Annotated in this window: 14 protein-coding genes; 9 read left to right on the top strand and 5 right to left on the bottom strand. The window is 46.2% G+C overall.

Translation table 11 applies throughout. From position 1 onward, the window contains the following. Positions 1-2 precede the first annotated feature (2 nt). The gene (locus tag FTT89_RS06470) at positions 3-1,367 is read left to right on the top strand and encodes a TrkH family potassium uptake protein (RefSeq protein WP_168406313.1); all 1,365 of its coding nucleotides are present in this window, start codon (positions 3-5) and stop codon (positions 1,365-1,367) included. 71 nt (positions 1,368-1,438) lie between these two features. On the opposite strand, the gene FTT89_RS06465 is transcribed toward FTT89_RS06470, so the two are convergent. The 3 genes from FTT89_RS06465 to FTT89_RS06455 form a co-directional block, all read right to left on the bottom strand. Continuing rightward, positions 1,439-2,584, bottom strand: coding sequence for a phospholipase A (locus FTT89_RS06465; protein ID WP_005177679.1), 1,146 nt, complete (start codon positions 2,582-2,584; stop codon positions 1,439-1,441). 21 nt (positions 2,585-2,605) lie between these two features. Beyond that, positions 2,606-5,545 carry an insulinase family protein gene (locus FTT89_RS06460; RefSeq protein ID WP_075167736.1) on the bottom strand — a complete coding sequence of 980 codons (2,940 nt, stop codon included), beginning with the start codon at positions 5,543-5,545 and terminating at the stop codon, positions 2,606-2,608. A gap of 145 nt (positions 5,546-5,690) precedes the next feature. After that, on the bottom strand, positions 5,691-6,140 hold the full coding sequence (locus FTT89_RS06455; RefSeq protein ID WP_005177673.1) for a GNAT family N-acetyltransferase: 450 nt from the start codon (positions 6,138-6,140) through the stop codon (positions 5,691-5,693). A 136-nt stretch (positions 6,141-6,276) separates the two neighbouring features. Between FTT89_RS06455 and FTT89_RS06450 the strand changes: the two genes are divergently transcribed. From FTT89_RS06450 to FTT89_RS06415, 8 genes are all read left to right on the top strand, one after another. After that, positions 6,277-7,281 (top strand): adenosine kinase, encoded by a 1,005-nt coding sequence (locus tag FTT89_RS06450; RefSeq protein ID WP_180006520.1) that lies wholly within the window; start codon positions 6,277-6,279, stop codon positions 7,279-7,281. A gap of 14 nt (positions 7,282-7,295) precedes the next feature. Then, positions 7,296-7,604 carry a Rieske (2Fe-2S) protein gene (locus FTT89_RS06445; RefSeq protein ID WP_171065079.1) on the top strand — a complete coding sequence of 103 codons (309 nt, stop codon included), beginning with the start codon at positions 7,296-7,298 and terminating at the stop codon, positions 7,602-7,604. A 27-nt stretch (positions 7,605-7,631) separates the two neighbouring features. Beyond that, entirely contained in the window at positions 7,632-8,249 is a 618-nt protein-coding gene (locus tag FTT89_RS06440; protein ID WP_016658183.1) for an OB-fold-containig protein, read from the top strand. 702 nt (positions 8,250-8,951) lie between these two features. Further along, a complete protein-coding gene (cydP, locus tag FTT89_RS06435) occupies positions 8,952-9,143 on the top strand; it encodes a cytochrome oxidase putative small subunit CydP (RefSeq protein ID WP_005177663.1) in 192 nt (63 codons plus the stop codon). Continuing rightward, complete coding sequence (locus FTT89_RS06430; RefSeq protein ID WP_127799519.1) at positions 9,143-10,729, top strand: cytochrome ubiquinol oxidase subunit I; 1,587 nt, start codon at positions 9,143-9,145, stop codon at positions 10,727-10,729. The genes cydP and FTT89_RS06430 overlap by 1 nt, the downstream gene beginning before the upstream one ends. Then, complete coding sequence (cydB, locus tag FTT89_RS06425) at positions 10,726-11,871, top strand: cytochrome d ubiquinol oxidase subunit II (protein ID WP_180006521.1); 1,146 nt, start codon at positions 10,726-10,728, stop codon at positions 11,869-11,871. Before FTT89_RS06430 ends, cydB begins: the two co-directional genes overlap by 4 nt. Before the next feature lie 26 nt (positions 11,872-11,897). Continuing rightward, positions 11,898-11,999 (top strand): cytochrome bd-I oxidase subunit CydX, encoded by a 102-nt coding sequence (cydX, locus tag FTT89_RS06420; RefSeq protein ID WP_002120988.1) that lies wholly within the window; start codon positions 11,898-11,900, stop codon positions 11,997-11,999. A 3-nt stretch (positions 12,000-12,002) separates the two neighbouring features. Then, positions 12,003-12,305, top strand: coding sequence for a cyd operon YbgE family protein (locus FTT89_RS06415; RefSeq protein WP_005177656.1), 303 nt, complete (start codon positions 12,003-12,005; stop codon positions 12,303-12,305). A 363-nt stretch (positions 12,306-12,668) separates the two neighbouring features. Here FTT89_RS06415 and aroC read toward each other — a convergent pair whose 3' ends face one another. Both aroC and prmB read right to left on the bottom strand, forming a co-directional pair. After that, entirely contained in the window at positions 12,669-13,760 is a 1,092-nt protein-coding gene (gene aroC / locus FTT89_RS06410) for a chorismate synthase (RefSeq protein WP_016658184.1), read from the bottom strand. Between the two features lie 14 nt (positions 13,761-13,774). Beyond that, positions 13,775-14,785 carry a 50S ribosomal protein L3 N(5)-glutamine methyltransferase gene (gene prmB / locus FTT89_RS06405; RefSeq protein WP_045795711.1) on the bottom strand — a complete coding sequence of 337 codons (1,011 nt, stop codon included), beginning with the start codon at positions 14,783-14,785 and terminating at the stop codon, positions 13,775-13,777. Between the last annotated feature and the right edge of the window lie 108 nt (positions 14,786-14,893).

Genomic DNA, 14,893 nt, shown 5'->3' with positions numbered 1-14,893 from the left:
ACATGACGAAGAATAAGACTGCCTATAAAAATACGGCGAAGCCCAGCACAGCAACCACGGTCAATTTAAGCCCGCCGAGTCTGCTCGCGCTGGGATTTTTAAGCTTTATTGTGATCGGCACTCTATTGCTTAAACTGCCCTTTGCCCATGAGGGGGACCTGAGCTGGTTACAGGCTTTATTTACTGCCACCTCTGCGGTGACCATTACCGGCTTGTCGGTGGTCAATGTCGGCGAGGCCTATACCGTATTTGGCCAGATTGTGATTATGCTGTTGCTGCAATGTGGCGGGCTGGGCTTTATGACTTTCGCAATTCTGGCCGCCATGAGCCTGTCACCGAAAATTGGCTTAAAACAGCAGATGATGGCCCAGGAAACCATTGGTCAGACCAGTCTGGCGACGGTAGGCTTTACCATCAAAGGCGTATTACTCTATTCGCTGTTTTTTGAAGGCATCGGCACCTTTATTCTGACCCTGGCCTGGTTGCAAGATTACGATTTTCTGGAAGCCTTTTTCTATGCCGCCTTTTATAGTGTCTCGGCTTTTAATAATGGCGGATTTTCATTATTTCCCAACAGTTTAATGAGCTTTGCCGACCAGTACCTGATTACCTTTACCATCAGCATGCTTTACATTATTGGCGGTGTGGGCTTTGTGGTGCTAATGGACATTAAAAAAACCCGGCACTGGCATAAACTCAGCGCCAACAGCAAGCTGATCCTCTCCACCATTCTGGGTTTAAACCTGTTTGCCTTTATCACCATCTGGTTACTCGAAGCCAGTAACCCTGCGACGCTGGCCGCCATGAGCCTGACCGATCAGGCCTGGAATGCCTGGTTCCATGCTACCGTACCCCGTTCTTCCGGCTTTAACAGTCTGGATATTGCCAGCATGAGTGATGCTTCCAATTTACTGACCATGTTCCTAATGTTTATTGGCGGAGGCTCTTTAAGTACCGCCGGTGGCATTAAAGTCGGCACCTTTATTATTGTGGTATTAAGCGTGATCAGCTTTTTACGACGCGCCGATGAAGTGCGGGTGTTTAATTATTCGGTACCGGAAAAAACCACCTTTAAAGCCTTGGCTGTGGTGTCGATTACTGCATTTTTAGTCTTTGCCGGGATTTTCAGCCTGTTGCTGCTGGAACCTGAACATGAGTTTATGGACTTGCTGTTTGAGGCGGTTTCTGCGGCCTGTACCGTAGGTTTATCTCGCGGGATTACAGGGGAATTACAACCCTTAAGTCTGGTGGCCTTAATGCTGCTGATGTTTGCCGGCCGTTTAGGCCCACTGACCCTGGCCTATTTAATTGCTACCCCAAAACGCAGCCGCCTGCAACATCCCACCACCGATATTCAGATTGGTTGATGCGCGAGTTCCGTTATCAACTGAAATTAAAAAAGCCACTGTCTACAGTGGCTTTTTGCGGGTGCATGAATTTAGAACCAGTTCATTAACGATACACCTAGGCCGACATAGGTCGCGCGGTGGTTATAATCAATCAGGCTTTCTCCATAGCCATCAAACAGCTGGAAATGCCCTCTTAATTTGCCGCTAATCGGGAATACCCAGTCAAACTGGGCAGCGCCATGCGCATCATCTCCACCTTTTAGGCTATGCCGTAACATCAGCGAGAAATCATGATCTTTCCAGCGGTAGAATGCCAGCATATCGCCACGGCCAATATAGTTTTTAATATCCGGGTTGTTGTCATCACTGCGGTCTTCTTCAATGCGATACCACGGACGCAACATCAGCGCAAAATTGTTCTTTTCAAAGCCCAGATTCAAAATGACCCGGTTCCAGCTCCGTGACAGCGGATCGGAACGGCCATTGGACTGATGGTTCAAGGTCAGGCCTAACAAGCGCCCATTCAAGCCCAGAATCTCATAATTAGTTCTGAACATTAAACTGGCTTCAGGTTCATAATTGGTTTCACGAAATGGGCGTGATTCTTCACCATTATAAACCTGCCAGCGTGAGGACTGGGTATAACCGAGCCAGAGATCGCCATTATCGCCCAACAGGTTTTCAACCGCTTTGGTTTTTAGTGACAACTGGAATTTGGCTTCGGTTGATGTCAGGTTCTGCTGCTGCGCTTCAGTAACGGTATTGTTTTCATTCGGACTGGATGGACGTTCGTTTTTATCGGAGGTCCAGAAGCCCGGCATCAGATACACCGGTTGATAAGCCCGGATATTCCAGGTGCCCAGCTTGCTTTCGGGTGCCAGTTCCCAGCGTTTATCCAGTAACGACACATTCGGATCAATATGTGAGCCTTCCAGCGAAAACAGGTTGTTCACCCCGGCCACAATTTTTTCTTTAACGGTTTCTGGTGGAGGGGCCAATTGCTGCGCTGCCTGACGCTCGGAAACCAGATCTGCCTTTTCCGCTTCCGGCAGCTTGAATAAAGCATCATAACAGGCTAAACGCTCGGCATTGGACTCCAGCGCCACACAGGCTTCCGGTGTCGGCGGAATGGTGACCACCGTTGCTTCCAGCGCCTGTACATGTGTCACAAACAAAGCGCTGAGTGCAGTAACACTCAGCGACCAGCTTGTGCGCTCAACAGGATTGAACGCCATAGAACTTCCTCTATTGTTTTTTTAATTGACTTGTTTGATCTGGAAACCTAGCTCCTGCAGCGCTTCACGTTTCGCCACCGGTGCCACCACCGATTTCACCGGGGTTTGCTGACGTAAATAAACGTCGGCCACACGTTTCAGATCATCTAAAGTAACCGCCAGTAAACGTTCACGCAGTTTGGTTCTAAAGGCCGGGGTGCGCGCATGCAATAAGGCATAACATGCGGTAATTGCTTCACCGGCTGGAGAGCCTGGTTTATCCATACTGGCAATCAAACCTAGAATGGCTTCTTCCAGCTGATGCGGTAACTGCTCGGTATTCAGTAACCAGTCCACACTGGCGTCAAAATCCTTAAAGGTTTCAGCCAGACGCGGGTCACGGTAGCTATAGAAACGGAACGAGCAGGCATTGCCATCATAGCTGGCACCGCCACCATAGGCGCCGCCTTTTTCACGGATGGCACTGTGCAGGAAGCCATTGCGCAAATACGCCGCCAAGACCATCAATGGTGCTGCATCTGGATGCGATACTTCCACCGCAGGATACGCTGCCGCACAGAACTGTACATTGGCCTGAATCAGCCAGGCTTCATCTGCATTGTTATTTTCAACAGGCACTTGAGTTAAAGCTGCCTCGTGCGGTTCAATTGCCAGCTTGTCCCACACGGTTTGAATTTCTTCAATCAGACGGTCTGATTGTGGCTCTTCACAGACCAGCAGGAACTGTTTTGGCGCTTGCAGCAACATACTGTGAATAAGCTTAAGCTCATCCATCAGCGCATCAAAAGCAGCATCATCCTGTTCAATTTTGCTGACCAGCTCGCTTAACCAGTTCAATGCGCCCAGACCAGTATTATGATAATCACGCAGCGCTAAAGCACTGTGGTTACGTGAAGCGGCCTGCATGGCATAGCTATGTCCTGCACCCGATACCCGGGACTGCCAGCGCGTTTTACGTTGCTGTAATAGCTCGATAATCCGGTCTTTTTCATCAAAACGCAGTTGCTCAAAGGCAATTTTTAGCAGGCGGATGGCATCAAAATTATTCACCAGTGATTTGGTGGTTAAGGTCAGCCAGGCACTAATCCGGTTTTTGTCATCGACCTTAGAGCGTAAGGATGCCCCCATACCCAGACCGCCACTCACTGCAGTTTGCAGCTGTTGCAGTTCCAGATAATCATATTCACCGGCACCGACTTCACCCATTAAAATCGACAGCAGATTAAAATAAGGCGATTTCACGATCTCATCGGGAATACGCACCAAGACCTGCTGGTAATAAATACCGTTGGTACCGGCATGATACAGGTTTAATGGTGTATCAATGCGGTTGCAGATAATCTCACGTAGCTGCCCCTGTACAATTTGCAATTCTGCCGGCACATCTTCGAGGCCGACTTTTGGCAGCAGGTTTAAATCATCCGGGGTATCCTGACGCACTTTTAGCGCTTCGGTCTGGGCGATAATTTCTGCTTTTTGTGCTTCGGTCAGCTGCGCACCAATTTCAGCCAGACGGGCTTTTTCAGCTTCGGCATCTTTGGCTGATTTGCTGGCATCTGGGACCAGGGTCATTTGGACGCGATGCGGATTATCAATCAAGTGCTGCTGAATCAACTGAGACAGCCACATTGGATCTTTCAGTTCTTCTTTAACCTGTTCAATGGCACTGTCAACATCCCAGACATGCACCGGATCACTATGGTGAATCGCGCTGCTCAAGCCGTTTAGAATCAGGCTTAAACCGTATGGCATACCATCGCCGTTAATTTCACGCTGATGCAGCTCGATCTGGTGTAAAATGGCATTGACAGTATCGCTGTCGACCGGTTTAGACGCCACTTCTTGCAGTACCTTGAAGACGCCCTCTTTAAAGGTTGCTGCATGCTCAGGATTAGAACCTTGAATGGCACAGAAGAAAGTCATTTCAAAGTTGGAATCATCCACGCCCATAAATGGCCCGGTTGATTGCGCATAACCACAGGTTTCTAAATAATGACGCAGTGGTGAAGCCGAGTTTTCCAGTAACACACCTTCGACCAGACGCATGCCCAAACGCAGTTTAATATCACTGGCTTCTGGCAATAACCAGCTTAGAACATGGTAAGTTTTGTCTTTTAAATCTTCAGCATCGACCGCATAGCTTTCAGTTACGGTCACTGGCGCAGCCAAACGGCGCTCAGGTTTTGAATACAGGGTTTCGCCCTGTTCAAACTTGGCTAAAGCCAAGCTCTGGAACTGTTCTTGCAAGTCATACGCTGACTGATTACCAAAAGTCATAAATACCGCATTACTTGGGTGATAATGGGATTTATAGAAATCCACTAACTCTTGGTAAGTTAAGTCTGGAATATCTTTCGGGTCACCACCGGAATTGTAATGGTAGGTGGTTTCCGGGAACAAATGATGTGCCAACTGGTGATACAGCTGATCTGAAGGCGAACTCATCGCGCCTTTCATTTCATTAAAGACCACGCCTTTATATACAGGCTCACCATTTTCCAGCTCGATACGAATCCCTTCCTGGGCAAAATCCAGTGGATTCAGGTTAGCTGCAAAGGCTGCATCCAGATACACCTCCAGCAGGTTCTGGAAATCTTTCTGGTTTTGGGTGGCAAATGGATAGGCCGTCCAGTCGGCTGCGGTAAAGGCGTTCATAAAGGTGTTTAATGAACGGCGAATCATCAGGAAAAACGGGTCGCGTACCGGGAATTTTTCAGAGCCACACAGTGCAGTATGTTCCAGAATATGCGCTTCGCCCTTGGAATCCATGGGCTGGGTACGAAATGCCACCAGAAATACATTTTCATCATGATTGGTGGCCAAATGATAATGCACCGCACCGGTAACCCGATGCTTATATTCAGACACTAAAATGTCTAAGGCTTCAACATGGTGTTGACGTACCAACTGAAACGCAGGATGAACGGTTTGAGAAATGGTTTCAGTGACATCTACAGTCATGCGATCTCCTAATCATCAAAATAAAAAAACTAAAGCCATTATAGCTTTAGTTCTTGATATAATTCACGCTTAAATCCCGACTAAAATTATAGAAATTTGCAAACCAGGCAATTTTCAAACCCCAGTCCGAAGCTCATGCTGCCGTTTAAACCAAATATTTAAAATAATTATAATTGGGATGGTTTTCGACATAGACATAATTCTGCTTCTGGTAAAAATGCGCCGCAGATTTGGTTTCGGTATCCAGACACAAGGCCGAAAAATGAGGACGCGCCTTTTTCTCTAAGTATTGCAATAACAGCTTGCCCACGCCGTGTTTACGATATTCAGGCAATACATAGAAACGGCGCACCCGGCCAATTCCCTGTTCCACTTCCTGATCATTCCACTGCTGATTCAGGCCGCCACAGGCAATCAGCTTGTCCTGATCATAAGCAAAAAGTAAAAACTCCCCAGGCTGATCGAAACGATTCTTGGCACTCTGATACTCATCAATTAAACGCTGTACAAAAGCAAAACCCTCTTTCGATGCCTGTTTTTCAAGCTCTACAATTTGCTCTGGTAATCCTTGCGCTTCTTTTATCTCGATATTCATTTCACTATCCTGATCTGCTTTACTAACTTTCCTCAATGAATAAAACCGTCTAAAAAATGAATTTTATTCACAAATCTACAGCAATCCTGAGCATTGGTGTAAACTTAGCATTTATTTTTTGATGTGATTGAACGACATGGCAACTGTTGACCTCTTTGCAATTGGTAATGCACTCATTGACCAGGAATTTCAAGTCTCTGATGACTTCCTTACTCAACAAAATTTGCAAAAAGGCACCATGCAGCTGACCGATGGCGAAACCCAAGCAAATTTATACAACAACTTACAGCAAACGCAAAGCTATAAAGGTCAAGCTTCAGGCGGTTCGGCTGCAAATACAACAGTTGCCTTTAGCGCATTGGGCGGTTCTGCCTTTTATGCCTGCCGCGTAGGTAATGATGACTTGGGTGAAATTTACCTGAATGGCCTGAATGATGCGGGCATTCGCACCACCGCAAAATCGGTCAGTGAAGGCGTAACCGGAACCTGTATGGTATTAGTCAGCCCGGATTCTGAGCGCACCATGCATACCTATTTGGGTATTACTGCAGAACTCACCGATGCACAAATTGACTTTGAACCCTTAAAAACCGCGAAATGGCTGTATATCGAAGGTTATTTATCGACTTCGGACAGCGCACGTCAGGCGGTAAAACAGGCGCGCGAAATTGCCAAAGCTCACCAGACCCAAATTGCCTTAACCTTATCTGACCCGGCAATGGTGCAATATGCGCGTCAAGGTTTAGATGAATTACTCGATGATGGCGTGGACCTGCTGTTCTGTAACCAACAGGAAGCCATGATGTATACCGGCACCGACACGGCAGAAGCCGCTTTGGAACAGCTGAAGCAAAAAAGTAAATACGTTGTCATTACAATGAGCGCACAAGGCGCAATGATTTTTGATGGTCAACATACCTTTAGCATTGCAGGCCGTCAGGTGCATGCCATTGATGCCAATGGTGCGGGTGATGCCTTTGCCGGTGCATTCCTGTATGCCTTGAATGCCAACCTTGGCTTTAAAGCCGCTGCCGAGCTGGCCATTTTAATTTCCAGTGAAGTGGTATCACAATTTGGCCCACGTCTAGAGGTTGAACAGTACGCAACCCTTCTTCAGAGCTATAACAAGGAATGTGCCTAATGCATAAAATCTGCATGACCGAAGATATCCCTGAACGCGAAGCACGCTCGTTCGAGCTTCCAGATGGCGATACCATTTTTATTACCCAACGCGATGGCATGTTCTATGCCTATCAGAACCTGTGCCCGCATTTGCAGGTCGAGCTTGAATTTCTGGAAAACCAGTTTTTAGACCGGGATCAAGAATTTATTGAATGTTCGACCCACGGTGCGCTGTTTGTGGTTGAAACCGGGGAATGTATTTCTGGCCCATGCCAAGGTCAAGCACTTGAAAAAGTAGAGATTACCGTGCATTCTGATGGCGGAATTTACTTAACAGAATAATTTTAAGCCCCATCTGCAGGTTACGCCATGCTTGAGTTTGTATTAGACATCGACTTAATTCCTTTTCATTTAAGTCTGATTGCACTTGTCTTGCTCAGCCTGGCGGAAATTGTGGGGCATTATTTTAATCTCAAGCCCAGCGCGATATTCAAGCAGCTCTTTCCGCAGCGGCTGCTAGACTCTCCCTTACTCAATGTCAAATTCTCCAAACTGCTAATTTTCGTGTTTCTGCTCCTGAATTTTAGTGTTGCAGGCTATTTCCTGCAGTTTGCGCTCTATTCGCAGCAGCAAAGTTTTGTTCCATCGTACTATCTGATTTTACCGGCGCTTATCATTGCCCTGTTTTTTACCGTGTTTATGATTCACTGTCTGGATCAGGTGATTAAACCGCAAAAAACCATTCAGCATGTCAATTTGCTGGGCCGACTGGCCACCATTTCCAGTGGCAATGCCCGTCCCGGTTTTTCGGCTCAGGCCCGGGTTCGTGATGAATACGGCCAGCTGCATTACGTGCAGGTCGAACCGGAATTTGGTGAATTGGAATTTCAGGCACAAGTCATTTTAATCCGGCAAAAAAAATCCTATTACATTGCCAAGAAAATTTCCGCTTCGAACAATCTGTTCTATGGTGAAACTAGCAGCTGATTTAAGCTCGCTCATCTTTCAGCCACGAGTCAGATACACATCCTTACTTTGTCCAAGATAAAGCTACAACGCCATGTATCTCGCAGCTTTCCCTTCTTCCTTGCCGTGTACGTTCGTTCTTTCCGTTTAAGCTGCTCGATTCACTTTCTCTTGGCCTCAAGATCAGCTGTTCTGCACATTATGACCATCGCTGTGGTTGTTCGTTGTGATTGTTCACTCTGCCCTCCACGTTGAAGACTAAAAAAGAAATTTTCCGTGTCGCTGCTTATTGCACTTTTATCGCACTTCATTGTGCATATTTGCTACAAATTGCTTCATTTTGGTGCTTGATTGTTTTCCGCGCAAATGCTTACACCTCAAGCCTTACAGCCATTTTTTAACACCCGATTATTGAATAAAAGTTAAAAATTAAAAGCTGGAATTTTTAATAAAATCGTCAAAATTTTCAAATATAACTATTTTAGTCAGAATTAAATTTTAATTCGCACCATTTTAGTCAGAATAATAATTACTATAAATACAAGCGTTTTAGTCAGGTTTTTAACTGGAATTTTTTTGATTAAAAATTAAAAAAACTTTTTATAAGTTATTGTATTTTAATACATAAACAATATATTTTTATTTTAACTGTGCAGGCTATTTATTTTTTGTATTATTTTGTTTAATAATATAAGACACAGTTTAAAAAACAGGCTTGTTTCTATGAGCTTAGTCCCGAAAGATTTGAACCGTCGTGTAACCCGAGAAATAGCAGCCATTTTAATAATTAAGGTTGTTATTTTAATGGCGATTAAAAATATCTGGTTCGATGCCCCTACCATTCCTGAAAATTTTGACTCTCAAGTTGCTGAGCGTATTGCCAGCAATCCTTCCCAAATCAAGGAGACACGTTGATGATTTCTGAAAGCGTGGTCGATCTCTCGCGGTTCCAGTTCGCAATGACCGCGATGTATCATTTTATTTTTGTTCCACTGACACTTGGTCTTGCTTTTATTCTGGCCATTATGGAAACCACCTATGTGATTTCCGGCAAAGAAATTTATAAGGACATGACCAAATTCTGGGGAAAACTGTTCGGTATTAACTTTGCTTTAGGGGTAACTACCGGCCTGACCATGGAGTTCCAGTTCGGTACAAACTGGGCGTATTATTCGCACTACGTGGGTGATATTTTTGGTGCTCCGCTGGCCATTGAAGGCTTGATGGCTTTCTTCCTTGAATCGACCTTTATTGGTCTGTTCTTCTTCGGCTGGGATCGTCTGTCCAAGGTACAACACTTGTGTGTAACCTGGCTGGTGGCCTTGGGCTCAAACATGTCGGCGCTGTGGATTCTGGTGGCTAACGGCTGGATGCAAAACCCGGTCGGTTCTGCGTTTAACTATGAAACCATGCGTATGGAAATGATTGATTTCGGTGCGCTGATTTTCAACCCGGTGGCACAGGTTAAATTCGTCCATACCGTTTCTGCCGGTTATGTTACAGGTGCGATTTTCGTTCTGGCGATTTCGAGCTACTACCTGCTGAAAAAACGTGACCTGCCATTTGCGCGTCGTTCTTTCGCGATTGCGGCTATCTTCGGTCTGGCATCTACCCTGTCTGTAATTTTACTGGGTGATGAATCTGGTTATGAACTGGGCGATGTCCAAAAAACCAAACTGGCTGCAATTGAAGCGGAATGGGAAACTCACCCGGCACCGGCTGCATTTACCCTGTTTGGTATTCCAAATCAGGAAACCCAGACTACCGATTACGCGATTAAAATTCCGTATGTGATGGGTCTGATTGCCACACGTTCAACCACTGAAGAAGTGACCGGGATCAAAGACCTGATTGCCCAGCATGAAGTGCGTATCCGTAACGGTATGGTGGCTTATCAGCAACTTGAACAACTGCGTGCAGGTGACAGCTCACCAGAACTCAAAGCGGCATTTGATGAATCTCAAAAAGACCTAGGTTATGGCCTGTTACTGAAAAAATATACACCTAACGTGGTAGATGCGACTGATGAGCAAATCAAACTTGCTGCAGCAGACACTATTCCACACGTTCCAAGCTTGTTCTGGGCCTTCCGTGCCATGGTGGCTTCTGGCTTCTTAATGCTACTCCTGTTCGTTCTGGCAACACTGGCTGTAGCAAAACGTAATGCAGAAAACAAACCTTGGTTATTAAAATTCGCCCTGATTGCCCTACCATTGCCATGGATTGCTGCGCAAACTGGCTGGTATGTGGCTGAAGTAGGTCGTCAACCTTGGACTATTGGTGAAGTTCTACCAACATATCTCTCTGCATCTAGCTTAAGTACTGGCGATGTATGGGGTTCAATCATTGCATTAGCATCGTTCTATACCGTACTGCTGATCATTGAAATGTACCTGATGATTAAATTCTCTCGTCTTGGTCCAAGCTCGTTACATACCGGCAAATACCATTTCGAAAAATTGGAAGCTGCCAAAAAAGCATCTGAGGAGACTCAAGCATGATCGAATATGAATTACTCAAAATCATCTGGTGGGTACTGGTGGGCGTACTGCTCATCGGTTTCGCCCTCACCGATGGTTTCGATATGGGCTCTATGGCGATCATGCCATTCGTTGGAAAAAATGATGAAGAACGTCGTGCGGCAATCAATACGATTGCCCCACACTGGGACGGTAACCAGGTCTGGTTCATTACTGCTGGTGGTGCACTATTTGCTGCATGGCCAATGGTGTATGCAACTGCCTTCTCGGGCATGTACTGGGCGCTGCTTTTAGTCCTGTTTGCGCTATTCCTGCGTCCGGTCGGCTTTGACTACCGCTCCAAGCTGGAAAACACTAAATGGCGTACTGCCTGGGACTGGGGTCTATGTATCGGTGGTGCAGTACCTGCGCTGGTATTTGGCGTAGCGTTCGGTAACATGTTCTTGGGTGTACCTTTTGAACTGGATGAGACTGTACGATCCAACTACACCGGCAGCTTCTTTGCCCTACTTAACCCGTTTGCTTTGGTCTGCGGTATCGTGAGTCTGGCCATGCTGTGTGCGCATGGTGGTGCATGGTTAATGTTACGTACCGATGGTGCTTTACGCGAGCGTTCTGCTAAAGCCACCAAAATCAGCGGTATCGTGTTCCTGGTCTGCTTCCTGCTGGCAGGTGCATGGTTATACTTCGGTGGCATCCAAGGTTATACCCTGGTTACACCATATGACACCGGTAGCGCTGCAAACCCGTTAGCCAAAGAAGTGATGACCAATGCCAACCCGGGCTGGATGAACAACTACTCGGCTTACCCGATCACCATGATTGCACCAATTATGGGTATTCTTGGCGGTATCATTGTGATTCTGGCAGCCTCTAAAGGTAAAGCAGGTTTAAGCTTCACTGGTTCTGCACTGGCAGTAACAGGTGCGATTCTGACTGCAGGTTTTGCCCTGTTCCCATTCCTGATGCCATCGAGCATAGATCCTGTATCTAGCTTGACCATGTGGGATGCGGTATCTAGTCAAAATACTTTAACGGTAATGACTGTTGCAGCCTGTATTTTTGTGCCAATCATTTTGCTGTACACCACTTGGTGTTACTACAAGATGTGGGGCGTGATTACCAACGAACACATCAAAGAGAATTCGCATAGCCTGTACTAAGGCTATGCGCTAAAGGAGTAAAGATTATGTGGTATTTTGCTTGGATTCTCGGTATTTTGATGGCCTGTTTTGCAGGTGTACTGAGTGCGCTCTATATCGAGCATCATCAAGACCTGGATGAGGAATAAGTCATGACAGAGGTTGTAATGGAAACTCCAGTAATCGAAAAAAAACCGAATAAACTTGCGATGGTCATTTCTTGCTTATTGGCCTTTCCATTGGCAGCCGTGTTATTACTTCATCCAGCTGCCATGTTGGATGCCGATGGCAATTACAGCCACAGTGCCATGATGTATATAATGATTGGCATTTCCGGCGGATTTATCCATGGTGTTGGTTTTGTCCCACGTTTCTGGCTGTGGAAATGGCTTTTTAGTCCATTTGTGGCCTGGCCATTAATGATCTGGGGCTATTACACCTGGTTCTTTTCTTGATGAAACAAGCTCCCTTCGGGGAGCTTTTTAATTTCTGGGAGATCCATTCTGATACAAAATGGGATCAGCACAATTTCATCACAAGATGATTTCCCACATCCTTTAAAAAAGATCAGTCCGATCTCTTTTAAAAATTAAAATCTATTTTTATCCAACCCCGCTTTTTATTTATATCTGAATTGATGTCTATATGGATGCTTAATTTAAGGTGGTGATAAAGCAACCAATATTTAGATTCAAGCTCAATCAACTTCTGTATTTATCTCATTGATCGTGGTATTTTCTTAGGAAATTTCAAACGGATACAACCTATCGCCATAAAAAAAGCCGGACATTCAGTCCGGCTTCTTTAATCTGGGATAATTATGGCTCAATCGGTGCAAATGGCGCCACCACATCGGCATTTTGTGCACGGTGACGTAAGAAATGATCCATCAGCACAATCGCCAGCATCGCTTCCGCAATTGGTGCAGCACGCACACCCACACATGGATCGTGACGGCCTTTGGTCAGTACATCGGTATCTTCACGATCAATAGTAATAGTTTTACCCGGTGTGGTAATAGATGCGGTTGGTTTAAGCGCAATCGCCACACGAATGGTTTGACCACTGGAAATACCCCCCAAAATACCGCCAGCATGATTGGCCAGGAAACCTTGGGTAGTCAGTTCATCACGGGTTTCATGACCGAACTGTTCCGCCACGGCAAAACCATCACCAATTTCTACGCCTTTAACCGCGTTAATCGACATCATGGCATGGGCAATATCGGCATCTAAACGGTCAAATACCGGCTCGCCCCAGCCCACAGGCACTTTTTCGGCCAGAATTTCCAGTTTGGCGCCACAGCTGGTGCCTTGTTCACGCAGTGAAGTGACCAGCGCTTCAAAACGTGGCACAGCATCGGCATCGCCACAGAAAAACGGGTTATTCGGCACTTCATTCCAGTCCAGCTTTTCCGCTTTTTCGGTGCCAATCTGGGTCACATGACCGCGAATCAGAATCCCGAATTTTTCTGCCAGATATTTTTTAGCAATCGCACCGGCAGCAACACGCATCGCGGTTTCACGGGCACTGGAACGACCACCACCACGATAATCACGGAAACCGTATTTTTGGGTATAGGTGTAGTCGGCATGACCCGGACGGAAAGTCTGGGCAATGTTGCCATAATCCTTGGATTTCTGGTCGGTATTGCGAATCAGCAAGCCAATTGGCGTACCGGTGGTTTTACCTTCAAATACCCCAGAAATAATTTCAACCTGATCCGGCTCTTTACGCTGGGTTGCAAATTTGGAAGTCCCCGGCTTACGGCGGTCCAAATCGTGCTGTAAATCGGCTTCAGTCAGTTCCAGGCCCGGCGGTACACCATCAACAATGGCCATCAGGCCTACACCATGCGATTCACCACAAGTCGTGACACGGAAGAGTTGTCCAATACTATTACCTGCCATGTGCAACGACTCCTTTATGAATTAACAGATTGAATGAATAAATCGCGGTATTGACGGCACTGTGCTGCGGTTAGGGCAAAAATGCCTGAACCACCTTTCTGGAATTGTAGCCAGTGGAAATCGACGGTATTAAAGTTCTGTTTCATGGCCCATTCAGAGTTACCGACTTCAATCACAATCAGGCCATCTTCGGTTAAATAGTCTGCCGCTTGGGCCAGCATTTTACGCACCAAGTCCAGACCATCCTGACCGGCAGCCAACGCCAGCTCTGGCTCATGACGGAATTCATCTGGCAGATCGGCCATGTCTTCGGCATCGACATACGGTGGATTCGACACAATCAGATCATACTGATTTTCTGCTGGAATTTTAGAGAACAAATCCGACTCAAGCAGCGCCACCTGATACTGCATGTTGTGATGTTCGGTGTTAATGGCCGCAACTTCTAAAGCATCTTTAGAAATATCGGTCGCATCCACTTCTGCATCCGGGAAAGCATAAGCCAATGCAATTGCGATACAGCCTGAACCGGTACACATATCCAGAATACGACGTGGCATTTGCGGATTTGGGTTGGCTGGCAAGTTATTATTGGCTTCGCCCATCTGGCCATTTTCATCCAGACAATATGGCGCAAAACGGTTTTCGATAAGTTCAGCAATTGGCGAACGTGGAATCAGTACACGCTCATCGACATAAAACGGCTTGCCATAGAAATAGGCCAGATTGAGCAGATAAGAGGTTGGCGTGCGTTCATTAATACGACGCTCCAGCAGACTTAAAAATTCCTGCTTTTCGCTCGGCAGTAATTTGGCATCCAGAATTTCTGCATCGGCATTCCAGTCCAGCGACAGGGTTTGTAATACCAACGCGGAACTTTCAGCAAAATAATCTTCTGTACCTTGACCTAGATGTGCATCATATTGACGTAATGCTGTTACACCAAAACGGATAAAATCACGAATGGTGACTAATGTTTCAGCGGCTTCCTGCAAATGTTCAGGGCTAATAGTCGGTCGATCCACCTAAGGTCTCTCCAGAGTCAATTTTTTAAAACGCCTTATGATACCTTGTTTTGTGCGCTTTTATAATGTCTCTGTGCGTAAAAGCCGGATTTCAATCTGATAAATTGA

This window comes from Acinetobacter sp. YH01025 (genome assembly GCF_013420185.1).
GTDB classification, from domain to species: domain Bacteria; phylum Pseudomonadota; class Gammaproteobacteria; order Pseudomonadales; family Moraxellaceae; genus Acinetobacter; species Acinetobacter indicus.
Note: the sequence above shows the minus strand (reverse complement) of the source record. Positions and strands in the feature narration are given on the sequence as shown.